Origin of the sequence: Candidatus Thiothrix sulfatifontis (genome assembly GCA_022828425.1) — a bacterium.
In the GTDB taxonomy this organism is placed as follows: Bacteria; Pseudomonadota; Gammaproteobacteria; order Thiotrichales; family Thiotrichaceae; genus Thiothrix; species Thiothrix sulfatifontis.
Map to the genome: position 1 here is coordinate 967,426 of CP094685.1, position 24,299 is coordinate 991,724.

25 protein-coding genes are annotated in these 24,299 nt (G+C 53.0%); 13 read left to right on the forward strand and 12 right to left on the reverse strand.

The genetic code is table 11. The annotated features are described in order from the left end of the window. Positions 1–26: 26 nt before the first annotated feature. The 9 genes from L3K52_04920 to L3K52_04960 all read right to left on the reverse strand — a co-directional run bounded on the left by L3K52_04920 (position 27) and on the right by L3K52_04960 (position 8,764). Positions 27–794, reverse strand: coding sequence for a type II secretion system protein N (locus L3K52_04920; protein ID UOG93075.1), 768 nt, complete (start codon positions 792–794; stop codon positions 27–29). Next, positions 791–1,270: a type II secretion system protein M gene (locus tag L3K52_04925; protein UOG93076.1), complete on the reverse strand. Its 480-nt coding sequence runs from the start codon at positions 1,268–1,270 to the stop codon at positions 791–793. The genes L3K52_04920 and L3K52_04925 overlap by 4 nt, the downstream gene beginning before the upstream one ends. Further along, positions 1,267–2,463 (reverse strand): type II secretion system protein GspL, encoded by a 1,197-nt coding sequence (gene gspL / locus L3K52_04930; protein UOG93077.1) that lies wholly within the window; start codon positions 2,461–2,463, stop codon positions 1,267–1,269. The genes L3K52_04925 and gspL overlap by 4 nt, the downstream gene beginning before the upstream one ends. Then, positions 2,432–3,508 (reverse strand): type II secretion system minor pseudopilin GspK, encoded by a 1,077-nt coding sequence (gene gspK / locus L3K52_04935; protein UOG93078.1) that lies wholly within the window; start codon positions 3,506–3,508, stop codon positions 2,432–2,434. Before gspK ends, gspL begins: the two co-directional genes overlap by 32 nt. Further along, a complete protein-coding gene (locus tag L3K52_04940) occupies positions 3,480–5,438 on the reverse strand; it encodes a transglycosylase SLT domain-containing protein (GenBank protein UOG93079.1) in 1,959 nt (652 codons plus the stop codon). The genes gspK and L3K52_04940 overlap by 29 nt, the downstream gene beginning before the upstream one ends. A gap of 75 nt (positions 5,439–5,513) precedes the next feature. Beyond that, the gene (locus L3K52_04945; protein ID UOG93080.1) at positions 5,514–6,029 is read right to left on the reverse strand and encodes a hypothetical protein; all 516 of its coding nucleotides are present in this window, start codon (positions 6,027–6,029) and stop codon (positions 5,514–5,516) included. Positions 6,030–6,286: 257 nt separating this feature from the next. Further along, on the reverse strand, positions 6,287–7,195 hold the full coding sequence (gene rsgA / locus L3K52_04950) for a ribosome small subunit-dependent GTPase A (protein UOG93081.1): 909 nt from the start codon (positions 7,193–7,195) through the stop codon (positions 6,287–6,289). A gap of 41 nt (positions 7,196–7,236) precedes the next feature. Continuing rightward, entirely contained in the window at positions 7,237–7,509 is a 273-nt protein-coding gene (locus tag L3K52_04955; GenBank protein UOG93082.1) for a hypothetical protein, read from the reverse strand. A gap of 13 nt (positions 7,510–7,522) precedes the next feature. Next, the gene (locus L3K52_04960) at positions 7,523–8,764 is read right to left on the reverse strand and encodes a M48 family metallopeptidase (GenBank protein ID UOG93083.1); all 1,242 of its coding nucleotides are present in this window, start codon (positions 8,762–8,764) and stop codon (positions 7,523–7,525) included. A gap of 48 nt (positions 8,765–8,812) precedes the next feature. Between L3K52_04960 and orn the strand changes: the two genes are divergently transcribed. The 5 genes from orn (at position 8,813) to L3K52_04985 (ending at position 14,165) form a co-directional block, all read left to right on the forward strand. Continuing rightward, a complete protein-coding gene (orn, locus tag L3K52_04965) occupies positions 8,813–9,358 on the forward strand; it encodes an oligoribonuclease (protein UOG93084.1) in 546 nt (181 codons plus the stop codon). 519 nt (positions 9,359–9,877) lie between these two features. After that, positions 9,878–10,156, forward strand: coding sequence for a hypothetical protein (locus L3K52_04970; protein UOG93085.1), 279 nt, complete (start codon positions 9,878–9,880; stop codon positions 10,154–10,156). 116 nt (positions 10,157–10,272) lie between these two features. Continuing rightward, complete coding sequence (locus L3K52_04975; protein ID UOG93086.1) at positions 10,273–11,208, forward strand: MoxR family ATPase; 936 nt, start codon at positions 10,273–10,275, stop codon at positions 11,206–11,208. Next, entirely contained in the window at positions 11,201–12,163 is a 963-nt protein-coding gene (locus L3K52_04980; GenBank protein UOG93087.1) for a DUF58 domain-containing protein, read from the forward strand. The genes L3K52_04975 and L3K52_04980 overlap by 8 nt, the downstream gene beginning before the upstream one ends. After that, positions 12,156–14,165 (forward strand): DUF3488 and DUF4129 domain-containing transglutaminase family protein, encoded by a 2,010-nt coding sequence (locus L3K52_04985; protein ID UOG93088.1) that lies wholly within the window; start codon positions 12,156–12,158, stop codon positions 14,163–14,165. The genes L3K52_04980 and L3K52_04985 overlap by 8 nt, the downstream gene beginning before the upstream one ends. On the opposite strand, the gene L3K52_04990 is transcribed toward L3K52_04985, so the two are convergent. Then, the gene (locus tag L3K52_04990) at positions 14,158–15,093 is read right to left on the reverse strand and encodes a DUF808 domain-containing protein (protein UOG93089.1); all 936 of its coding nucleotides are present in this window, start codon (positions 15,091–15,093) and stop codon (positions 14,158–14,160) included. The two genes, L3K52_04985 and L3K52_04990, sit on opposite strands and share 8 nt — an antisense overlap. A gap of 132 nt (positions 15,094–15,225) precedes the next feature. Here L3K52_04990 and pip point away from each other — a divergent pair, with 132 nt between their 5' ends. The 8 genes from pip (at position 15,226) to L3K52_05030 (ending at position 21,951) form a co-directional block, all read left to right on the forward strand. After that, positions 15,226–16,182 carry a prolyl aminopeptidase gene (gene pip / locus L3K52_04995; protein UOG93090.1) on the forward strand — a complete coding sequence of 319 codons (957 nt, stop codon included), beginning with the start codon at positions 15,226–15,228 and terminating at the stop codon, positions 16,180–16,182. Next, a complete protein-coding gene (dtd, locus tag L3K52_05000) occupies positions 16,179–16,616 on the forward strand; it encodes a D-aminoacyl-tRNA deacylase (GenBank protein ID UOG93091.1) in 438 nt (145 codons plus the stop codon). The genes pip and dtd overlap by 4 nt, the downstream gene beginning before the upstream one ends. Before the next feature lie 213 nt (positions 16,617–16,829). Next, positions 16,830–18,497 (forward strand): HAD-IIIC family phosphatase, encoded by a 1,668-nt coding sequence (locus L3K52_05005; GenBank protein ID UOG93092.1) that lies wholly within the window; start codon positions 16,830–16,832, stop codon positions 18,495–18,497. A 6-nt stretch (positions 18,498–18,503) separates the two neighbouring features. After that, a complete protein-coding gene (locus tag L3K52_05010; protein ID UOG93093.1) occupies positions 18,504–18,794 on the forward strand; it encodes a phosphopantetheine-binding protein in 291 nt (96 codons plus the stop codon). Between the two features lie 35 nt (positions 18,795–18,829). Next, positions 18,830–20,011: an SDR family oxidoreductase gene (locus tag L3K52_05015; protein ID UOG93094.1), complete on the forward strand. Its 1,182-nt coding sequence runs from the start codon at positions 18,830–18,832 to the stop codon at positions 20,009–20,011. A gap of 32 nt (positions 20,012–20,043) precedes the next feature. Continuing rightward, complete coding sequence (locus tag L3K52_05020) at positions 20,044–20,727, forward strand: hypothetical protein (protein UOG93095.1); 684 nt, start codon at positions 20,044–20,046, stop codon at positions 20,725–20,727. A 164-nt stretch (positions 20,728–20,891) separates the two neighbouring features. Further along, positions 20,892–21,176 carry a hypothetical protein gene (locus L3K52_05025; protein ID UOG93096.1) on the forward strand — a complete coding sequence of 95 codons (285 nt, stop codon included), beginning with the start codon at positions 20,892–20,894 and terminating at the stop codon, positions 21,174–21,176. Positions 21,177–21,222: 46 nt separating this feature from the next. Next, the gene (locus L3K52_05030; protein ID UOG93097.1) at positions 21,223–21,951 is read left to right on the forward strand and encodes a rhodanese-like domain-containing protein; all 729 of its coding nucleotides are present in this window, start codon (positions 21,223–21,225) and stop codon (positions 21,949–21,951) included. A gap of 54 nt (positions 21,952–22,005) precedes the next feature. Here L3K52_05030 and L3K52_05035 read toward each other — a convergent pair whose 3' ends face one another. Together L3K52_05035 and L3K52_05040 are read right to left on the reverse strand one after the other, a co-directional pair. After that, positions 22,006–22,311 (reverse strand): DUF2288 domain-containing protein, encoded by a 306-nt coding sequence (locus tag L3K52_05035; protein UOG93098.1) that lies wholly within the window; start codon positions 22,309–22,311, stop codon positions 22,006–22,008. A 34-nt stretch (positions 22,312–22,345) separates the two neighbouring features. Continuing rightward, positions 22,346–23,458: a glycosyltransferase gene (locus tag L3K52_05040; protein ID UOG93099.1), complete on the reverse strand. Its 1,113-nt coding sequence runs from the start codon at positions 23,456–23,458 to the stop codon at positions 22,346–22,348. Between the last annotated feature and the right edge of the window lie 841 nt (positions 23,459–24,299).

Sequence of the window (24,299 nt, forward strand, 5' to 3'; positions counted from 1 at the left end):
CCTTTTTTTATGCGCGATTGGTGGGCTTAAAAGTTGGGCAACTGCCCTTGTTCACGGATTTGGTAAGTGCCATCGGCTTGCGGTGGCACGATAAAGCTGGTGAGGAATTGCTTGGTGCCCTCCTCAATGCTGTTGCCCGGTTTAATGTCTAATTGGGTTTGGTACTGTCCGCTGGGTTCCAACGTAATCGTGCCATTCAAACCGAAGGCTGCTTCTGGTGCAGAGGCAAGACTGATTTGCTGCGCGTCATTTTCGCCGCTGCTAATAATCGCGGTGTAATTGCCGTAACGTTGCGGCAGCATTTGCACCCCGGCTTCGCGCCATTCGCCGTGACCGCTGAGTTGCGGTAGGGTTTGCTGATCCCACGCCACGCTGTTGAGATTGGCGTGAAACGTGCCGCTTAACGGGGGAATCATCAGGTTTTGTAAATAGGGCGAAACCACTTGTGCGGGCAGGTTGCTCAGGTTCAACGGGGCGCAATTCAATGTACCCGCGAGGTTAATGCTGCACAAGCCGTCGATGTCGCCACCTTGTGCCAAGCTGCCGCGTAAATCTGCCGCGAGTTGACCCTTCAGCAAGGCACGGGTTTGCAGCTCCCATTGCAGGTTGTTGATCTGCACGCCTTGCGCACTCAAGCTGCTTGCGCCGCCTGCCCACAGCGTGCCGTAGATGCCTTGCAATTGCACCGGCAAGTCAGCGGGCAATTGCGCCAATACCAGTTTGGCGGGTAATTGTGTCAAGGAAGTTAGCAGGAAACTGACCGTGCCTGCGAGAATGAGGGTGCGTGTTTTCATCGTTCCAGCGTTATTTGCGCGTCAACCGTGCCGGGTTTGTCTGCCGGTTTCAAGGTCATACTGGTGGTATTGGCGGCGTATTGGGTTTCCATCGCGGCGAGGAATTGTGCCAAGGTGTCGAAAGGCTTGGCCTTCAATTTGAGGGTGACGGTGTTTTTGTTTTTTTCTTCGGAGCTGGTGTCGGTGCCGTCGAGTTGAAATTGTTTGAGCGCAGCAATCACGCTGGTGTGCAAACTGCCGTTGGTGGCGGTTGGCGCGTTAGAGGCTGCACCGCGCAGGGCGAAGATTTCGGCGCGTTGGCGTTGCATTTCAGCGTGGGCGGCTTGTGCGTCTTCCAAGTCTTGTTGCAGCAATTGGTGATGGGCGCTGAGCGGTTTCCACACAAATAGCCACAACAGGGTTAAGCCGATCAGCGCTGCGCCAATGCTCAGTAAGCGGCGTTCATTGGCTGCGAGATTTTGCCACCAAGCTTTCATGATTTGCCTCCTAGGGTTAGGGTGGCTTTTACGCTGTCAGCGGTGCGCGACGATTGCAGTTCTACCGGGTTGCCCAGCGCTTTTTCGAGGGTATCGCGTAAGGTTTCGATGGCTTGCTGGTTGGGCGCTTGCAGGTTGACGGTGAGCGTGCCGGTTTGGGCGCGAATGTCTTCTACCGTTAAACCACCGGCGGTTTGCATGGCAGCAGCGACGGCGGCTAACTGCGGTAAGGGGCTGCTGCTGGTGCCGCTGGCGTTGTTTTGACCTTTCATCCGCACCAGTTCCGAGGCTAAGCGATTTTTCAGGCTGCGCGGATCCACGTCACTGACGCTGGGAAAGAGTTGGCTGAACAGTGCGACATTTTGCGCATCCACCGCATCGAGTTGTTGTTGCAAGCGGTAGCTTTCCACCCCGTAAATGCCGACGGCGAGCAGCGCGGTAACGGCGGCTAAACTCGCGGCTAAGCGCCAACGTTGCCAATGTTCACGGAAGTTGGCACGGTTTTCGTCTTGTAAACCGTTCAGCAAATTGAGTTTGAGCGCGGGTTGCAGGCTGCTGGGCAACAGTTGCTCGGCTTGGGTTTCGGTGAGCAGGGCAAAGCGTGGATCGGCTGCCCAGGTTTCGGTTTGGTCGCTGTACAGGCGCAACGGTAGCGCTTCGGTTTTTCCAGACGTTAGGCTGTCCAGTAATAATGGCAGGGCGGCGGGGCTGCTGGCGTAGCCGGACAGTTCGCCGGTTCTGATCCAAATCGTCTCGCCTTGTTGCCAGAGTGTCAGGCTTTCCGCTTCCCACGGCAGCGCAAACACGTCGGGCAAAATACTATTCGCACGCAATTGGTGCATTTGCAGGGCATTGACCCATACCCGCAGGCGGTCGCGGCGGATAATCGCCACGTCTACTTGGGTGGAATCCGCACGGGTTTGCCAGACGATGTGCTGGTGATCAAGGTCATCCGCAATGCTGTCTTCGAGCGCGAACGGCACGGCTTGCTGCAATTGGCGCTGGTTGCGGGTGTTGACGCTGGTTTGGGTCAAGAGCACTTCGCGGCTGGGAATCAGCAACACAATATCCTGACCCCGTGCCGCAGGCAGGAGCATTTCCCACGAACCGTGTTGCCAGTCGGCAGGCTTATTGGTCAGCACTGCCCAAGCGGGTTCGGTGTCATTCGGTGTTTGTAAGCGTATTACTAGCATCGTCAGTGGTTGGCATTGGTTGTTCGTTGACCCGGTCGAATTGGCGCATTATGACACGAACACTCCCCTTCGCGTCACGCAATAACAGACTATTGATGAAAACCCGTGCGCGGCTGATTTGCACTTCCCCCGTCAGGCGAAAATATTGCGAGGTCACGTCAAAGCTGTTCAGCAGTACATCATCTTTACCGGGGGTGAAGGCCATTTCCTGCACAAAATCGGCTTTGCTCTTGTAGGCTTGTTGGAGTTTGCGTTTGTCGAGAATGCTGGCAATTTGGCTATCACTCAGTCGCATGGCGCGTAACACTGCTTTGCTGGCAGTGTTGGGGTTGATGGTGGTTTGTTTATTTGGACTAACGGGGGGATGTGTAAATGGTAGCGCGGTGACAGTGCTCAGAAAGCGGTTGAGCGCTTTGTTTTTTGCGTCCGGGTCTTGCATCTCCAGCCGTAGCAGGCGTACTTCGCTGGTATCGGCAAATGGCATATCGGCGGCGAGATAAGCAATTTCCCCCGACATATAATAATCGCGTTCGGCACCTTCCAAGCCTTGTGGCTGGGTATTGCTATCCAACCAATCAGCAATCGCGTCGGCGAAACCGGGGGGTAATCCCGCATCCTTCACAAATGTCTTGAGTTGCTCAAATGCCGCACCATTTTGTTCACCTTCTTGATTAATTAGGTTATTGAGGTTGAAACGCGCTTGCAGGTCTTCCAGTTTGCCGGTGAATTTGACGACAGCGCCGCTGTCTTCGTTCAGGGTTTGGGTGGGTAATTGTTGCGCCCAACGGTCGGTGAGGGCGTCGTATTTATTGTCTTTGGCATCCAGTTGCAATTGCAAGCCTGCGTATTGTTCCATCATGAGCACGTATTGCCAAGCGCGTTCCAGCGATTGGAAATTGTCGGTTTGGCGCACGGCGCGGCTTTGCCGCACAAACACGGCGGCGGCTAAGGTGACGACCAATACCGCAATCACCAAAACCGAGAGGATGGCGATCCCGCGTTGCTGGCGATGGGGCTTAGGGGCTGGGCGTTGGTTTGGGTGCATGGGGTGCTATCGGTTGTAAACGTTCGGACAGGCGACGACCTTTACCCGGATTCAGTTTTTCATCGTAAATTGTGGTGTAGCCCATGACGGCTTGCACGTATTCGCGGGTTTCGGTGAAGGGGATGCTTTCGATCCATTGGTCGGCATTAATCAGTTGTTGCGGTGTCCATTGCGGGGGGCGACCGGGCCCGGCGTTGTAGGCGGCGGTGGCTTGCGCGTAATTGCCGGAGAATTTGCCGAGCATTTCACGTAAATACGCGCTGCCTAGCTGAATATTGGTGGCGGGCGGCAGTATATCGTCGCGCCCCTTGATGTTTAAGCCCAGTTTGGTACCGACCGCTTTTGCCGTGGGCGGAATCAGTTGCATGAGGCCAAGGGCTTTGGCGCTGGATTCGACCGTGGCATCAAAGGCACTTTCACGGCGAATGACCCCCATGACCCAAGCGGGTTGAATGCCTTGGTTGCGGGCTTGCGCCATGACCAGATCGGTGTGTACCACGGGAAAGCGCAGGTGGGTTTCATCCCATTCTTTGGCGCGGGCAACTGTCCAAATGGCGAGGTTGTGGTCATTGCTGCGGATGGCGAGATCAGCGGCAGCAAGAGCACCTTCTTTATCCATTTGTTTGAGGGCGCGAAACCATTCTTTGCGGCCTTGTTCGCGATTGCCCAGGGCAAACCACTCGAAAGCGCGTTGGATGGCGGCGACTTTTTGCAATCCGGCGACGCGCTGGCTGCGGTCAACGGCTGGAGTTTTAAGACTGGTGTAGGTTTGCCCTAAACGGTCGGCAGCCAAAAACCCGTAAAACGTGGCTTGCGGGGCAATTTGGGTGTAGAGCGTGGTGGCTTTGGCTTTTTTGCCGGTTTGTTCGAGGGCGCGGGCTTGCCAATAGTGCCAACCGGCGGCGTCACGTTCGTGCTCGAATTGCAGGTGTTGGGTGGCATCCAGCAAGGTTTTCCACTCACCTTGACGCGCGGCGGTGCGTGCCAGCCACAAATTCGCGTCTTGGGTGCGCTGTGCGGCAGGGATGGCGGCAAGGCGTTTCAAGGCGGCGGGGTCATGGCGCAGGGCTTGTTGTATTCCCAAGGCGCTTTCGACTTTAGCGCTTTCTTCGGGGGTAAATTTTAGGGTTTGGCGAGCGGTTTGCCAGAGGGCTTCGGCTTGCTGGGATTCTTTTTTGGCAAGGCGTTCCAGCCCGAAAGCAATCGCATCACGCAGGTAAGCGTTATCCGGTTGCTGCATGGCGACGGGGAGCGCTTCGGCGGGTGTTTCGCGGATTTGTATCCAGGTATTGACCGCCATTTGCGCTTCAGGTGGTAAAGCCGCTGCCAGTTGAGTCGCAAGCGTGGTTTGATTTTTGTCGAGTGCGGCTCGAATACGTTCCCAATAATCGTTGGTGGAAAGCATAACGTGGCGGCGCAATAAGTCGGTGACGGGGATGCAAGCGTCTGAAAGCGATTTGCTGATGCTCATCCAAGTTTTTTTACCCAGTTCCAGTGCGGCGTCTTTTTGCCCCACGGCAGCGAGTGCTTGGGTGCGGTAGCATTGGGTGTCGGTGTCATCCAAGGTGGCGGGGATGGTGGCAAGCAGGGTTTGCCAGTCTTGTTTGGCGGCAAGGCGTTTGGCGAGTTGTATATTGAGCGCATCAGCCATCAGCGAATCAGGATTGCGGCGGATAAAATCCAGTACCGTGGCATCGGGCAAGGTGTCGAGGCGCTGCTTAAGATCGGTGTATTCCAGCCAAGGGTAAAGCGGGTATTGGCGCATCGCAGCGGGAAGTGCGGCAAACGTGTCAGGATTTCCGGCTTGCAGGTCGCTGTAAGTTTGCTGAAATAATTGGCGCTGCATCGGTGGGTTTTCCGGCGACTCCGCTAGGGCGGGCGGGGTGCTGGATAACGCGCAACACATCAACGTGAGAAGCAGTCGGCTCATTAACAAGAATCATCATTACCAATCGTGCGTCAAGAGTCTCATAAATGCCGTCATGGATACAAATGAATGCTGTGCTCAGGCAGCTTGGTCGACAGCGACTTGTGCTGGCAATACATTGCTTTTGAACAACAAATAGCCGTAATGTTTGACCTCGCCGGTTTTGGTGCAAGCGGTAAAGCAGATTCCGGCATAGATCTGACGCCCGTCGGCATTGGCTTGGTGTTCGATCATAATGATGTCGCGGGTGACGCTGCTGAGTTTGTGGGTGTCGCTGCTGTGTGCAATGTCGCCGAATTCGATACCGTGAGTGGGGGCAAATTTGACAACAGGGTTGCCGTTTTTCAAGTGATTTTGCGGGCCGGTGGAGAGGAAGGCGATCTTGACGTGGCGGAGAATAATGTCAGAACAAGGGTTGGCAATTTCAATGCTTAAGCGTTCGTCGGGCATTCCGTTCTGGTAGCGGCGCTGCATTCTGACTTTAGGCCAGTAGCGCGATGTTTCGGGGCGGGGCGAGGTTTCGCAAGGGGTGCATTCTTGCATACCGGCGTGAACGCTGTTTTTGTCAGCAAGGTGTAAGTGATGGATGTTCATGGTGTTACCTCATTGGCTTAGGGTGTTTTCTAGGAAGTCTCATTGTTCAGGCTCTTGACTTTACTGAAAAGTTCCGAATCATTAAGTGATGATGATCACTTTCCTAACGAATCGTCTTGAAAATCGACCGATTGTGTGGTTCGCCTTATTTTTAATTTATTGACTACGATTATAGTAACGCGCAAACCCGATCCCAGATGAATCAGGATAAGCGAGCCGATAATGGGTGTGTAAGGCAGATAGGTGGCAGGAAGGTGTTAAATATTCGCCAATAAACTCAGGTAACGCGCAAAGCGGCGCGGTGGCAGTTGCCCGGCTTGGACGGCGGCTTTAATGGCGCAATTCGGCTCATGGTTATGGGTGCAGTTGTGGAAACGGCATTCACCCAGAAACGGGCGGAATTCGGGGAAGCCGGTTTCCAGCGTGGCAAAGTCCATGCCGGTTAAACCAAAGTCGCGCACACCGGGGGAGTCGATCAGCGAGCCACCGGACGGTAAGCGGTACAGGGTTGCCGAGGTGGTGGTGTGGCGACCTTCGCCGGTTTCAGAAATCGTGCCGACCCGAATATCGGTTTCGGGCAGTAATTGCATGGCAAGCGACGATTTGCCTACCCCGGATTGCCCGACCACAATCGCGGTGCGCCCTTGAATGGCCTCAAGGATGGGTTGAATGCCCTGTTGTTGCTTGGCGGAGACGTGCAGAATCGGAATGCCAATGCGTTGGTATTCTGCCAAACAGGTTTCGGCTTCGGCACTGGCGAGGCTGGAGCGCAAGTCGGCTTTGTTGAAAACCAAGAGCACGTCGGCGGGAAGGCGGTTGGCAGCAATCAGGTAACGGTCGAGAGTTTCCCAAATGGGGGCGGGTTGCCAACTGGCGACCACAATCAATAGGTCGATATTGGCAGCAATGGGGCGCAATCTGCCGCGAAAATCGGGGCGTTCCAGCACATTGCGGCGCGGGAGCATGGCAGTGACGGCGGCGTTGCCTTGGGCTTGGCGTTCCCATTGCACGTAGTCGCCGCACGCAAGATGGTCAAGTTTGCGGCGGGCGGTGCAGCGCAACAGTTCCGCGTCCGCTGTTTCTACTAAGAAATCAGCGCCGAAACGGGTAATGATTTGCCCGTTTTCTGGTGCAGTGGAGGCAGGGTGAGATAAGTTTTCCGTCATAACGTCCTATTGTGACGGAAAACGTCGGCGTTGCCCATGTATTACGGAAATTTGTAATACGTTTGGTTGAGATAAGCCACTACATCCTTGATTTCATCGTCATACCAGTTGATGTTCCGGTTGATGTCGCATTGACGAACCTCTTTTTCCAAACTGGCGGTGTCGGTGATAGCGGGGTTGGGCGTGGTGAGCGCCGCCGTATCACAAGGTGAATTAACGAACAGTATTTGTCCGTTAGCCGGGTTAGGGGCGGCTTGTGCTGTCTGCATCAGCAGTAGACCGCTACAGAGAATCAGAAGAGCTTTCGCTTTCATGTCACTACTCTTGTTACATTTGTTGTTGTAAATGCGCAATCCGTATCGCTGCGGGCGGATGCGAGTCATAGAACGCCGAATACCACGGATCGGGTGTCAGGGTACTGGCATTCTCCTTGTAAAGACCCACTAATGCTGCAATCAGTTCCGCACTGCTCGATTGTTGCGCGGCGAATTCATCCGCTTCAAATTCGTGCTTGCGCGACCACCACGCCATGATCGGGCCGATAAAAAAGGTGAAAGCCGGGCTGATTAACATAAATAATACCAGCGCCATGTAAGTCGAGGGTTGGCTGACACCGAGTGCAGTATAAAACCACGCCTGCGTCATTAACCATGCTAAGACGATGAAACCGCTCAAGGTCATGACCATTGACAGTGCCATGCCTTTGACAATGTGTTTGCGTTTGAAATGCCCCAGTTCGTGCGCGAGTACCGCTTCCACTTGCGCGGGGGTCAAGTGCTTGAGCAGGGTGTCGAAAAACACAATGCGCTTGTTTTTGCCAAAGCCAGTGAAATAAGCGTTGCCGTGCGCGGAACGGCGCGAGCCATCCATCACGAATACGCCTTTGCTGTTAAAGCCAGTGCGCGTCAATAAAGCATTGAGGCGTTCGGCCACTTCGCCATCTTCCAAGGGGCTGAATTTGTTGAACAAGGGTGCGATGAATTTGGGGTATGCCCAAGTCATCAGCAATGAAAACGCGGTCAAAGCTGCCCATGCATACAACCACCACAAGCTGCCCGCCGAGGTCATCAGCCACAGAATCAGCATGATCACCGGAATGCCGATAATCAACGCCAGTGCTGCGCCTTTAAACAGATCGGTGATAAAGGTGATGGCAGTCATTTTATTGAAACCAAAGCGCTCTTCCAATACAAAAGTGCGGTAGAGTGACATTGGCATATCCAAGACGCTGCCCATCAGGATTAGGCTGAGCATGACCGCCGTACCCGTGTACAGCTCGTTCCAGCCGAAGCTGCGCCATTGCGTATCCAGCCATTCCAGTCCGCCGCCGAGTGTCCAGGCCAGCAAGATTGCCAAGCCGATCAGCAGGTCGATGCGCCCTAAGCCGCCTTTGGCGAGGGTATAATCGGCTGCTTTTTGGTGTTCTTCCAGCGAAATTTTGCCCGCAAACGGGGTGGGGACAGCGCTGCGGTGAGCGCCGACATGCTGTTTCTGTCGCAACGACAAGTACAGTTGTACCAAGGTCGATGCCAACAAAAAGGCAAGGAAAATGTAGGTAAACGTTTGCATAATGTCTGTTATATTCCAGATTCCCTAAAGTAAGTGCAGTGTACCCGAATGAGCATGAATCAGGAAAATTTGGTCTGGATTGATCTGGAAATGACGGGCTTAGATACCGTCAACGATGTGATTATTGAAATTGCCACCGTCGTCACTGACAAGGATTTGAATGTGTTGGCGGAAGGCCCGGTGATTGCCATCCATCAGTCTGCGGAAACGCTGGCAAAAATGGATGAGTGGAATCAAAAACAACACGGTGGTTCCGGGCTGATTCAGCGCGTGTTGGCAAGTGAATGGACAGAGGCGCAAGCCGAACAGGCGACCCTCGATTTCCTGAAACAGTTTGTGCCAGCGGGTGCGTCGCCGATGTGCGGCAATAGCATTTGTCAGGATCGGCGTTTTCTGGCGCGGCAAATGCCGGAACTGGAGAAGTTTTTCCATTACCGCAATCTGGATGTTAGCACGTTAAAAGAATTGGCGAATCGCTGGAAGCCGGGGCTGGCGGCAGGTTTTAAGAAGGAATCACAGCATTTGGCGCTGGCGGATGTGCGGGATTCGATTGATGAGCTGGCGTATTACCGGGCGCATTTTATCCGGGAGTAATTTGTTCATAAAACAAGAGCGTTAGTAGCTTTCAATCTCCTGACGCCAATCGGTCGCCCGTGCGACCACACCCCACAGCAATGCGTGGTCAGCTACCTTTTTTAAGCCAAAACTCTTCGCGGCACTGTCGGCAGAAACACCGTTGGCGGTTGGGGTGCAAGAGTTTTTTCCACCAGATACAAGGGCGTTTCGTCCACGTGAAACTGCCGCAATGGGGGCAAGGGGCTTTTGTCCAAATGCTTGATTGGATGGGGCGCAAATACAATGCATCGGTTTTGCGTTGTCTGTTAAGTATGCTGGGCATGGCGTTCTCCTGGCTGAAAATCAACGATCCGTGTCATTTCCACACAAGATAAGCGTAGTACAATATCGTTTATATTTTAGTCTGAGGCGGCGCTCTATCCGCTAAAAGCTGTTACAATTAGTGACAAGATGTGCTGCAATTGGCTGATTTTCCGTTAGTATCTGCATTGGGTACATAGGCTGTGATAATCGTTTCTGGATAAGGGGGTAGCGACATTGCTGAAGCGGGATAATCTGGATAATGGCGCAGTGGCGTTTGATGATGAGCAATTGGCGCGGATGTCTCAGGAAATTGCAGACTTATTGGTGAAACACTTGCCGCCTCGCGATGGCATTGTGCTAAGCAGCGATACCGTGCGCTTAAGAAGCCAGACGTGCGTGCAGATATTCGGGTATTGCATCAAACGCAAGGCAATATTTTCACTGAAGGCAGTCTTTCGCCGTCCGCCGCCCAGTCATCTGAACGTGAAGTGTTTTACGCATAACGATTCTTAAGCCGCGCTTTTAGCATTGAGTGGAACAGTAGCAGCCCGTCGCCCCGCCATAGTCAAGCCATTGCCCATCAGGTAAAGTCCCTCAAAACCCCAATCAATAACAATAACGGACACACCATGACAACCGCAGCCCCGCAATTGATTCAGGCGACGCTTGCGCAATTGAACAAGGTCATTCACGGCAAACCGCAGCAAATACAACTCGCGCTGACTTGCTTGCTGGCAAACGGTCATTTGCTGTTGGAAGATTTACCCGGTATGGGTAAAACCACCCTCGCGCACGCGCTGGCGCAGGTGTGCGGCTTGGAATACAAGCGCGTGCAATTCACCAGTGACTTGCTGCCCGCCGATTTGATTGGTGCGGCAATTTTCGAGCCGCAAACGGGTAAATTCCGCTTTCACCCCGGCCCGGTCTTCAGCCAAGTCTTCCTTGCGGACGAACTCAACCGTGCCACTCCCAAAGCCCAAAGCGCCTTGCTAGAAGCGATGGAAGAACGCCAAGTGAGTGTCGATGGCACGACGCATAGCTTGCCCGCTCCATTTTTCGTGATCGCCACCCAAAACCCGCAAAGCCAATCGGGAACCTTCCCGCTGCCCGAATCGCAGCTTGACCGTTTCCTCATGCGCCTCTCCTTAGGCTACCCCGAACCGGCGGCGGAACGCGAATTGCTGAAAGGGCGTAACGGGCGCGTCTTGCTCGCGAGTATGCAGCAAGTGTTGAACGAATCGCGCCTGAAAGCGCTGCAAATACTCGTGCCACAAGTGAAAATGACCGATACCCTGTTGGATTATGTGCAACGCTTAATCGCCAGCACTCGCCAGCCGGACATCTGCCAATTAGGGCTATCCCCGCGTGGTGCATTGGCGTTGGTGAAAAGTGCGCAAGCTTGGGCATTGTTGCAAGCACGCGGGCATGTGTTGCCAGAAGATGTGCAAGCGGTATTCGTGGCAGTCGCTGGGCATCGCCTCGTCGGGCGGCAAGAGGCGCAAGGCGAACAATTGGCACGCCAAATTCTCAGCAAAGTCGATGTGGTCGGCGGCAAACATGGTTGAGGCACTGCGCGGACACTGGGAACGTTGGGTGCAGCAACGTTTGCCTGCCGCTCGTGTGACCACGCTCAATCAACGCAAGATTTTTATTGTGCCCAGCAAAACCGCTGTTGGGTTGCTGATGCTCATTGCGCTGCTGTTTTTGTTGGGGATCAATTTTCAAAATTCGCTGGTGTACATCATTTGTTTCTGGCTGTTGTCCTTGCTGCTGCTCACGATTTTTTACACATGGCGCAATTTGGCGGGCTTGACCCTCACCGCCTTGGGTGTCGAAGCGTGTTTTGCAGGGGAAAAAGCGGTGTTGGAAGTGGAGCTAACGCGCCCTGCTCATCAGCCCAAATACGCCTTGGAATTGGCGTGGGAGGGCGAAGATCAGGTGCAGGTGGATCTGGTGGCAGCGCAAACTTTGCGGGTAAAACTGTCACACAGCACCAGCGGACGTGGCTATTTCAAACCACCACGGTTGCGGATTGCGACCCAGTTCCCCACCGGGTTAGCGCTGGCATGGTCGTATGTGACCTTTGATGTGCGCGGCTTGGTGTACCCTGCACCGATTGAAAAAGCCTTCCAACCCAGCGGCAATGCCCAGCGTGAAAACGTTGCAGACGGGCGTGAAATTGCGGGTGGCAGCAACGATTTCGGCGGCATCCGCGATTATCAGCGGGGCGATGGCTCGAAACGTATTCATTGGGCTAAATACGCGCAAACCGGCAAGCTCTATACCAAAACTTTTGTCGATTACGCCAGTAATGCCTTGTGGTTGGAGTGGGATGAATTGCCCATGCCCGGTATCGAGGTGCGCTTGTCGCATTTGTGCCGCAAGGTGCTGGAATTTCATCAGGAACAGCGCGAATACGGTTTGCGGATTCCCGGCACGTTGATTGAGCCGGGCAAAGGCGAGGCGCACAAAGCGCGTTGTTTGCAAGCGTTGGCACTGTTTGGGGTTCAAGATGCATAAGCAAATTACCTACACTGGCATGATTTGGTTGCTGGCGGCGCAATTGGTGGTGATGTTGCCGTTTGTGTTTGATTTGCCGTTGTGGTTGATTCCGGTATTGTTGTTTGCGGCAGGTTGGCGCTTGCGGGTGTTATCCGGTGCGGCGTTGCAGCCGGGGAATGTGACCAAGGCATTGCTGATCGTGTTGGGTATTGGCGGTTTGGTGTTAAGCGGTTTGAAATTTCCGTCGTTGGATGCGATGGCAACGTTGTTGTTGCTGGGGTTTGCGTTCAAATCGTTGGAAGTGGCGCAGCGGCGTGATGCGCTGGTGGTGATTTTTATCGGGTATTTTTTGGTGGCGCTGCATTTTTTGTACGCGCAATCCATTACCGCCGCGCTGTATGGCATGGTGTCGATGATCGTGTTGACGGGCGCTTTGATCGGGGTGCAACAGTCGGTGGCGGAGTTTTCGGCGGGGCAACAGGTGCGCTTTAATTTGCGCTTGTCGGTGTTTATGTTGCTGCAATGTTTGCCATTGATGCTGGTCATTTTCGTGTTTGCGCCGCGTTTGCCGCCGTTGTGGTCGCTGCCGATGCCGACCGGACAGGCGAAAATGGGCGTGTCGGATCGCATGGCTCCCGGTGATATTGAAAAGCTTAGCCAGTCGGATGCGCTGGCGTTTCGGGTAACGTTTAAAGGCAGAAAACCCGCTCAGCACGAATTGTATTGGCGCGGCATGGTGTTTAACCATTTTGACGGGCGCGAATGGCGGCAATTTGAACGCGATATTGACCCGCAGCAAGTGCAAAGTGCGTTGCTGACGAATTACCGTTGGCAGCCCGACGCGCTGCGGGTGCAAGGCGAACCGATTGCTTATGAGGCGGTTTACGAAAAAACCGGGCAGCCTTGGTTGTTTACCCTGACGCCAGCGGTGGAAGTCGAAGGGGACGTATTGCGTGGTGCGGATTATCGGGTGATGGCACGGCAAGATTTGCAAGCGCCGTTTTTGTTGAAGGCGGTGAGTTACCCCGATTCCCAGCGTGATCTGGCGCTTGCCCCGGAATTGCGGCAGTTGGCCTTGCATTTGCCGGAAACGGGTGATGCGCGAACGCGTGATTTGGCGCAACGCTTGTGGCGCGAAACGGGCACGGAACAGGCGTATCTGGATAAGATCTTGGCGCGGTTTCGGGATCAACGTTTTGAATACACCTTGAAACCGCCGACCTTGGGTGAAAGCGATACGATTGATGCGTTTTTGTTTGAGTCGCAGCGCGGTTTTTGTGCGCATTACGCAGGCAGCTTGGTGTTTCTGATGCGAGCAGCAGGGATTCCGGCACGGGTCGTGGTGGGCTATCAGGGCGGTGAATGGAATGCGGCGGGTGATTATTTGGCTATTCACCAATACGATGCTCATGCTTGGGCGGAAGTGTGGTTGGCGGGGCAAGGTTGGGTGCGGGTTGACCCGACCACGATGGTTGCGCCGAGCCGTACCGAGCAAGGGCTGGAAGCGGCAATGCAGGCAGAAGGCAGTTTTTTGGCGGATTCGGTATTTTCGGTGCGTAAGATTGCCTGGTTGAACGGTATCCGTCAGCAGCTTGACACGGTGCAATACGGCTGGCGGCGGTGGGTGCTGGGGTATGACGGGGCGGAACAGGCGGCGTTGTTAAAGTCATTGCTGGGGACGTTTTCGGTGCAAGGAGTGGCCTTGCTGATGGGCGGTTTGTTGGCGGCGATTGGCTTGTTGTGGCTGGTGCTGTTGGGGATGACGCCAGGGCGTGAGCGTGAGGCGTTGGAGCATCAATTGTACCGGCGTTTTTGTGCGGCGTTGGCAAAGCGTGGGGTGTTGCGCGAACCGGGGGATGCGCCGGGGGTGTTTGCGGCACAAGCGGCGGAGGCATTGCCTGCGGTGGCGGGGGTGATTCGCGAGTTTACGCAGGTGTATGAGGGAATTTGTTATGCGCCGTCAGCCGACGGGCAACAGGCGACCCGGCGGCTGAAAGCGTTGTTGGGAAAGCTTAGGTAGCTGGTTTGAATTTGCGGATCAAGGCAGTGGTGGGCGCAACCACTGCCAGCACTGCCGCACCCGCCAATACGCCGAATACCCCACTCAACAGCGTGGGCGCAATGGCTTTGAGTGCGCCGCCGATACCGCCGACTTGCTGCACAAACAGTTCTGCGCCGTGCAGGAAATCGTGCGAATGCGGGATGCCATGCAGCAAAATGCCACCACCGACGAGGAACATCGCGGCAGTTCCCACCACGGATAAGGTTTTCATCAGCCAAGGCGCGAACCACAAAATGCCATTCCCCAAGGCGCGGCGGAAGCCGGTGGCGTTGTCTTTGATGAGGTGAAAACCGAGGTCGTCGAGTTTGACGATACCCGCAACCAAGCCGTATACGCCGATGGTCATAATAATCGCGATGCCAGACACCACCGCTGCTTGCATGGCAAATGACGCGCCTTGCGCCGTGCCGAGCGCAATCACAATGATTTCAGCGGAGAGAATAAAATCGGTGCGGATTGCGCCTTTGATTTTGTCTTTTTCAAACGCCACCATGTCGACAGCGGGGTTACGCGCGACTTCGAGCAGTTCGGCTTGATCTTTTTCGTGGTGGTGAGAGAGTTTGTGAGCAATTTTTTCAAAGCCTTCGTAACACAAAAATGCGCCGCCGATCATCAATAACGGGGTAATCAGCCAAGGCACAATCGCGCTGATCAGCAGTGCTGCGGGTACGAGGATCAGTTTGTTGAGGAATGAGCCTTTGGCAACCGCCCACACCACGGGTAATTCGCGCTCAGCTTGGACACCGGCTACTTGTTGCGCATTCAATGCGAGGTCGTCGCCCAATACGCCAGCGGTTTTTTTCGCGGCGACTTTGGTCATGAGGGAAACATCATCCAGAACGGTGGTGATGTCATCGAGTAAGGCTAAAAGGCTTCCACCCGCCATGCAAAACTCCTGATTTCCATTGGTTTATCTATTGCAGCGTATGCTACACCGATATACAACAAACCTGACAGACAATTTTCTTTTATACTAGCTGGATGCCGTGAGCGGTTGCTAAACCAAGGAGACGAATGCGTGAGTGCGCTTTACCCCCCGATCCGTGATAACCGTCATTTTTACCTGAAGGTGGATGATGTGCATGAACTTTATGTGGAAGAATGCGGCGTGCCGGACGGTTTGCCGGTGGTGTTCTTGCACGGTGGCCCCGGTTCGGGTTGTGAACCTTGGCATCGGCAATTTTTTGACCCGAATTTGTACCGCATTATTCTGTTTGACCAGCGCGGTTGTGGGCGTTCCAAACCTCATGCGTCCTTGGAGCGCAATACGACGTGGGATTTGGTCGCCGATATGGAATTGATTCGCGAACATTTGGGGATTGATCAGTGGGTGTTGTTTGGCGGTTCGTGGGGTTCGACATTGGCGCTGGCGTATGCGGAAGCGTATCCGGCGCGGGTGAACGGGATGATTTTGCGCGGTATTTTTCTGTGTCGCCCACGGGATATTGATTGGTTTTACCAAGTGGGGCAGGGCATTGAGCGTATTTACCCCGATTATTGGCACGATTATCTCGCGCCCATTCCTGAAGCGGAACGCGGTGATATGGTGGCGGCGTATTACCGGCGTTTAACGGGTGACAACGAAATTGCGCGAATGCAGGCGGCGAAAGCGTGGTCAACGTGGGAAGCGCGTTGCGCGAATTTGCAACAGAAAGAGAGTGTGTTGTCGCATTTCACCGACCCGTATACCGCCATGAGTGTGGCGCGGATTGAGGCGCATTATTTTATCAATAACGGTTTCCTCGAACCGAATCAATTGCTGGCGAATGCGCACCGGATTGCGCATTTGCCGGGCAGTATTATTCACGGGCGCTATGACATGATTTGCCCATTGGAACAGGCGTTTGCGCTGCATCAGGCGTGGCCTAACGCGGATTTTCATGTGATTCCCGACAGTGGTCATGCGGCGAGTGAAGCGCTGATTCAGCAAGCCTTGGTGCAAGCGACCGATGCATTGGTGGATTATTTGGCATGATTGGCCTGCTTCAGCGCGTTTCCCGTGCGCAAGTCGAGATTGACAGCGTGACCGTTGGTCAAATTGAACGCGGCATTTTATTATTACTGGGCGTGGAAAAAGCGGACACCGAAGCACAAGCCGAGCGTTTACTGGAAAGGGTGTTGGGCTACCGCATTTTTCCCGACGTGCACGGGAAAATGAATCTTTCGTTACGTGAAATTAGGGGTGGATTGTTGATTGTGCCGCAATTCACGTTGCCAGCCGACACCCGCAAGGGGATGCGCCCCAGTTTTACGCCCGCAGCGCCGCCTGATCAGGGTAAAACGCTGTTTACTTACTTTGTGGAACAGGCGCGGCAGCACTTGGCAATGGTGCAAACCGGGGTGTTTGGCGCGGATATGCAGGTGTCACTCACCAACGATGGCCCGGTGACATTTTGGTTGCAAGTTTGAGCGGGGGCTTCTATATAAACAAGCAGTGTGTTGCTGATGCGCTAACCGCCGCCTATAATAAATAAGCGTCATTTGTCAATTAAGCCCCTTATGACAGTTGATCGGGTCATTCTGTTACTGCATCCTGACAATCAGGTAAGGTAGCGTTATGTATGTTAAAAAGTGTCAATACTTGATGAAATTTGTCTGGAGCGGGATGTGATGATTCCTGAGATGTCTTTAATTATCAAACGGATGGAAAGCCAGCCGACTTTGTTTACGGCGCGTCCTACCCGTTTGTCTTTACAGCAATTAAGTTTAGAAGCTGAGCAAAATCGGTCGGTCAGCGTGAATGTTTGGCGTAACCACGCTTTAGAATCCATCGTGAGTTTGGCGCAACCGTATTTTGCATTTGGGCGCTGGCAAGTGGCGTTTAACTTTGGCGATTATGACGATTCCTTGATGTTTGCGGGGCGCGAAGCCGCTGATCTGGAATTGTTGTGGTTGGATAGCAGCCGTTATTTGGCGAACACCGATTTTGCGGCTTGGAGTGAATGGCTGCTGACGCGCTTGAGTGTATTGCGTGCGGCGTCAAACGTGCCGATTATTTTGGCGACTTGGTTGCAAAACGCGGAACAACACCAGCAGATGCAAGCGCTGGTCGATACTTTGCCGGATATTTACTTTGCGGATATTGGCAGCGTGTGCGCTGAAGCCAGGGTGGAATTGCTGGATATGCGCATTGCGGTGGCAACTGGTTCACCAATTAGCAATGCGGCACAGCCTTTGTTGGCGCGTAAATTGGCTTGCCATTGGTTGCCAGCGGCGTTATCGCCACCGATTAAGGCATTGGCCTTGGATTTGGATAATACCTTGCACCAAGGTATTTTGGGTGAAGACGGGATTCACGGGGTGGCCTTAACCCCGCAGCACAAAGCCTTGCAAGAATCCGTCAAAGCGTTGCAACAAAAAGGTATTTTTCTCGCACTCGTTTCACGTAACGAACGGGTGGATGTGGAAGATCTGTTTGCACAACGCGACGATTTCCCACTGAAATGGGACGATTTCGCGGCAACCGAAGTGTCGTGGGGCGATAAAGCCAGTGCGATTGCACGGGTGGCACAAGCGTTGCGGATTTCCCCTGATGCGGTGCTATTCGTGGATGATAATCTCGGCGAACTCGTCGCAGTGACCAGCCAATTACCCCAAGTACACGCAATTCATGCGCACGAAAATGCCGAATTGACCCGTCGAGCGCTTGAACATTACCCGGCATTGTGGCGCTGGAAAGTGACCGCTGATGACGTCAAGCGTAATCAGGATATGAAAGCCAATGCTTTGCGGGAAGCGCTGCTGACGGAAGTGACTGATCCCGAAGAATACCTGCGTAATTTGCAGGTGACGCTGGTGTTTAACCGTGCGCAGCAGGAACATTTGTCGCGCTTGGCTGATTTGTGCAAGAAAACCAACCAGTTTAATTTGGCGATGCGCCGCTTTAGTTTGTCCGAGTTGACCGAGCGCTATAACAGTGAAAATTCCGCTGTCGCTTGCGTGCAATTGAAAGATCGCTTGTCGGATAGTGGTATCATTGCCGTTATTGTGGCGGAGCGTCACGGTGATTTACTCATCATTGAGGAATTGTGCATCAGTTGCCGCGCTTTAGGGCGACAATTGGAAGACACCATTGTGTTGTGGACGATTCGCAATTTGCCGCAGTTTCAGACCTGCGCACAAGTGTGTTTCCGCGTGCAACACGGCCCGCGTAATCAGCCAGCACAGGCATGGTTGGCAGGGCATTTGCAAGTAGCATCCGATGCCGTTCAAGAAGGGCTGAACGGTATCCCTAGACAAACCCTTGAACAGTTTACGCCTGTACAAAGCGTCCAATTAATTGAGGAATAACAAGACATGGATTCACAAAAAATTAAGGATACCCTGAAGCAGGCGCTGGTCGCTATTTTGGGTAAGCCGGTTGCCGCAGATGAGGGCGTATGGTTAAGCATGAGCGGGCGCAAGGATTGGGATTCACTCAAGCAGGTGGAAATCTTGCTGCTGTTAGAAGAAGAATTCAATATTCGCTATACCGAAGAAGAATTTGCGCAGTTGGAAACGGCGGCAGATATTGTAGCGCTGACTTTATACAAGTGTGAGAATGAAACCTCAGCACCGGCTGATGACGGTTTGTTTAGCTATTATTAATCGCATTGTATTTTTGAGCAGTAGAAGGGGCGGGCATGGCGCGTTTTGATGAAATTCTGGTTGGGCAGGTTGCCGAGCTGGAGCATGTCGTAACAGATAAAGATCTGGAGCGTTTTGTGGAATTGAGCGGCGACGATAATCGCTTGCACGTTGACCCCAGTTACGCCGCCCGTACCAGTTTCAAAAAGCCGGTGGCGCACGGCATGTTGGGCGTATCGTTTATCTCCACCATTATTGGCACGCGCTTGCCGGGTGATGGCGCGTTGTGGTTCGCCCAAAATCTCGAATTTCTGTTGCCGGTTCGGGTGGGCGATACCTTGACAGTACGCGCCGAGGTGTTGCGTAAAATTGATCGGATGCAAGTCATTGAATTGCAGACGGATATTTTTAATCAACACCGTCAAAAAGTCACCACGGGTGTGGCGAAAATCAAAGTCGTGGAAATCGAAGACGATCCCAGTATCGAGCCGGAACCCCCGCGCCCGGTGGCATTGGTCGTGGGCGGTTCGGGCGGCATTGGTAGCGCGGTATGCCGTCACTTGGCGGCAGCCGGTTTTGATGTGGCGGTTCACTATTTCACACAAGTGGCGAATGCGGAAGCGGTGCTGCGCGATGTTGAAGCAACCGGGCAAAAAGCGGTGATGGTGGCGGCGGATATTCGTAACGAAACCGCTGTTGCGAATATGGCGCATTACGTGCAGCGGCATTTGGGCAACATTACGGTATTGGTCAATTGCACCACGGCGCCAATGGCGGCGATCCGCTGGGAAGATGTGCAATGGCAGGATTTTGATACGCACTTGCAGACTGCTTTGCAAGGTGCGTTTTATCTCGTGCGCCATGTGACGCCGCAAATGGAAGCCGCAAATTACGGCAAAATTATCCACATCAGTGCGCAATTGATTGAAGCACCGATGGGGAATTTGTTGCCGTTTATCACCGCGAAGGCGGCGTTGGATGGCTTTAGCCATGCGCTGGCGATTGAGCTGTCCCCCAAAGGGATTCGCGTGAATATGGTGGCGCCCGGTATGACCGATACCGCGCAATTGGCGGAAGTGCCGGAACGTATCCGCTTAATGGCGGCGGCGCGTGTCCCCTTGCGGCGCATTGCCAAGCCTGACGATGTGGCGGGCGTTGTGGCTTTCCTTGCTTCGCGCCAATCTGACTATTTGACGGGCGAAACCATTCGCGTCAACGGCGGACAGGTGATGTCTTGATTTTTCCCATAGCGATTAGAAAAGGATGATTCATGTTGAAGTCGATTGCCTTATTTTTCGATAACTTGTTGAGAAGCCTGATTCGCCCGCTGGGTGGTTCTGCCGGTCGCACGGTGCGCTATTGGTATTACAGCCGTCGTTTGGGCAGTTGCGGTAAAAACCTCGTCATTGATGAGGGGGTGATTATTCAGGGTGCTAGGGATATTCACCTAGGCGATAACGTGTGGATTGACCGTTATTGCATCTTAATGGCGGGTAAAGTGCCGTTAGAGCAGGGCGCGAAAGTGCTGGAAAATCCGAATTATCAGCATGAAATTGGTGAATTGCATGTGGGGAGTAATGTGCATATTACGCCATTTTCATTGATTCAGGCTCACGGCGGGGTGCAGATTGGGAATGATTGCGGTACGGGTTCCGGGGCAAAAATTTACTCGCTAACTAATTTGCCAACCGATTCGGCTAATCCAGAACGGCGCGTTTGTTACAGTTGGGGCGGGGAACTGGCGCAGTTATCTGCCCCTATTGTGATTGGCAATAATGTGGGGATTGGTTTGGGCGCAGTTATTTTACCCGCCGTCACTATCGAAGATGAATGCTTTGTTGCGCCTTATTCCATTGTGATGAGTCCGATCAAGGCCAACAGTTTTGTGTCAGGAAATCCGGCACGTAAAGTGAAAGAACGCTTCCCTGTTACTGAAACTGAAAAACAATCATAAAAAAGTAAAGTTACACCGTAATTACCAGCCATCAATTCAAATTAGTAGTTAATTATATTATAAAGTTTTGATTAGAAACGATTTCTTGTGTATGGAAATCGTTTCTGTTAAACATACCCCACCTTGTAAAAACGGCAAGCACCATTGTGCTTAGGATGAAAATTGTGAAAAAACTATTCTTATTGGTAATAATCGCCACATTATCTTTGTTCCATTTTTCTGCTCAAGCAGAAGAGAAAGCGGCAACGTCAGTGACCGAAGCGGCGGTTGTCAAACCCGCCGTGACCGAACAAGTTGAGACACCAGCGCTGCCGACGAAAACTGATCAAGCCGCTGCACCCGCTACCGGTGGCGAAAAGAAAGCGGAAGGTGAAGCCGCCGTTTCGACTGACGCTAAACCTAAAGAGGAGAAGAAAGCCGCAGGCGGTGATGAGCCTGACTGCAATTAGGTTTGCGTGCACATTTATTATAAAATCTATTAATTGGAGGATGGAGATGAAATTGATCAAATTATTTGGTGTGGCTGCTTTAATGGCAGGTTTGAGTGTATCCAACGTATTGTTGGCGGAAGACGCTAAACCTGTGGGCATTACCGCAGAAAAAATGAGCGTTACCGTCAAACACGGTGGCGAGTCGGTAGAAATCAAGCGCGACCAAGACAATAAAGCAGTAGTGGTTGATGACTTCGCTAAAACATCGCGTCCTTGCCCGCCATTCTGCATCCAGCCTGATACCATCGCGAAAGGTGTTGAAACCATCGCCGAAATGGGCATGTTGGATTATCTTGAAAAAATGAGTGGTGGCGATGCTAGTGTTTTGGTCGTTGATTCCCGTACTGCCGACTGGGTTGAAAAGGGTACGATCCCCGGTGCAGTGAACCTGCCTTGGGAAAACTTAGCACCCGACAAAGGCGCTAGTACCGATGACATTATTAAAATTCTCACTGAGCAATTCGGTGCGAAATTGGCTAAAGACGCTGACGCACTTGCGGTGGATGAAGCAGTCGCCGCTGGTGGCGACGCGGTTAGTAAAGTATTTGATTATTCCGAGGCTAAAACTCTGGTGATGTTCTGTAATGGCATGTGGTGTGGTCAATCACCAACCAATATTAAGACCTTGCTGAAGTTTGGCTACCCAGCGGATAAACTCAAATGGTATCGCGGTGGGATGCAGGACTGGGCGATTCTTGGTTTGACGACGGTTAAACCTGTCGCTGCAAAGTAAGCGCGTCAGTTTGATCAGAATAACAAAAAGCCAGCGTTTGCTGGCTTTTTGTGTTTAGGCGCTCAAACGTTCTTGAACCAAAACCCATGGAGCTACCACGACTGCCCATAGATTATCAGGGTGGCGGTTCGCCCAGTCGATAGCGGTTTCATCGCGAAGCTGTTCAACTTGTTGATTTTGAAGCCATTGTTGCAGCTTGTGGGTATTGTCTTCTGCGAGTGTGGTGGCGACTTCAACGAGGTCAAGCGCCGCAACCACGTGAATGACTTTGCCACCAGCAAAATAGCGCTCCAACTCAGGCCAGCTAATACGGGCAGTTTCTAAATTGAGGCGGTCGCGCAGTGGGAGTGCTTCTTCCATGGCTTAAGTTTTCCGAGTTTGTACAGGATTGGGCTTAGCTGATGGGTGCGGGCAGCTTATCTGCGGCAAATTGGAGATTTTGCTGTATTCGGACACGCTCGTCAGCCGGTAATTCAGGGTCTGATAATAAACTATCACACAAATTCATGCATTCTTGGTAGTGCGCTATCCAGTAAGCAATGACGGCTAATTCGTCTTTGGCTTTCCATCCGTAAATATCCGGCAGTACGAATAGGATGTCGTTGGGAAGTGGGGTGTGAGCAGCCGCAAGTGCGTAGGGGTAGGCGAGTGCAAAGCGGCCTTGCATACGCAGGTAACGCGCCAAATGATGCAAACTTTCGGCCCGTTGGGGACGGTATTCATGGGCTTTTAGATAGGCGTTGATGATTTCCTCTGATGGGTAATTACCTTGTTCTTTGAGGCGGGCAATCTCAAACAATGCATACCACGCTTCTTCTTCCCAGCCACCCATGGTGACGCGTTGTTGGTAGTTTTCAATGGCGGCTTCAATATCACCGGCATCGCGGTAACTTTGTGCTAGATAGAAGCGGTAGCGGGTGTTGTTGGGTTCATCCTGCAACGCTTTGATCAAGACTTTTGCATCTTTTAGGTATTTGTCAGGATCGTTGCTTCTTGCGCCTTCGGTAGAGGCGCGGATGAAATAGTCGCCTTGCAAAATTTCGGTAGTGAATGGTGTATTCGCTTCCAAGTATTCGTGCAATACACCCTGCCACTTCCACGCAAGGCTAGTGCGGATCAGTTTGAGGTTGGCGTATTGGAGTTCATTGTAACGAATGTTGAGGTTGTAGCCGTCGGCGCTTAGGTTGCTAAATTGGAAATCATCGGCAGCAACCAAGCTGTCATCGGCGTCCATAATAAGAATGTAATCGGCTTTATCGCGGGCGTGTTCGAGTGCGATATTGCGATTGTGGGCAAAGTCGCGCCATTCATTTTCGATGAGAATGCCGTCAACATTGTGTTGTGTAAAATAGTCACGGATGATTTGTTGGGTTCCATCCGTTGAGCCAGTGTCGCTGATTACCCAGTAATCAATCTTGTCTTTAACACTGTCGAGACAGCGAGTAATGACTTTGCTTTCATTTTTGACAATCATGTTTAGGCAGATGCTTGGTTTGATCGTGTTCATTGTTGAGTCCTCCTGTTGTCAAAAGTAAAGCCCACCAACTGGCGGGCTTTACTGTTAGTTGGTAAACGGCAATCTCACCATGGAGGATTGCCGCCCGCTATCCGTGGATAACTTCAGCTTAGTTGCACTTCAACTTAGCGCTGATATTGGCAAAGCTGCAATCGAAGCCGCCAAACGCATCAGGCTTAAGGCTAAAGTTGCTGGATTTGCCCCACTTGTCGGTCGCGGTGCCTTCCATGCAACCATCGCTCTTCACGTGCAGGCCACTCAGGTTGTAGTTGCCGTGTGACGTTGACATGTTGCAGTTGTTGCTACCTTTCCAGTCGAATGAAACGTTGCAGTTGCTGCCGTTGCCTGAGTAATGGCCAGGTTTGCAGTCATGATGCCCGCTGGTTGCACCGGTAGCGCCTTTAGGACCAGTTGCGCCCGTTGCACCAGTTGCACCTTGAGTGCCAGTTGCGCCTGTGGCTCCAGTGTTACCCGTTGCGCCTTTAGGACCAGTTGCGCCCGTTGCGCCAGTGTTACCCGTTGCGCCGGTAGAACCTGCTGCACCAGTGTTACCCGTTGCGCCTGTAGCACCCGCTGCGCCAGTTGCGCCGGTAGAACCTGCTGCACCAGTGTTACCCGTTGCGCCAGTAGAACCTGCTGCACCAGTGTTACCCGTTGCGCCTGTAGCACCCGCTGCGCCAGTTGCGCCTTGAGCACCAGTGTCACCTTTCAGCCACGCGCGAACGTCGTTCTGGTCTGTGTTGCCGTTTGCATCAAAGTCGCCGATTGTGTCTTTGAACCAATCAAAGAAGCCTTGACCGTTTGAGCCGTTAGAACCAGTAGCGCCGGTAGC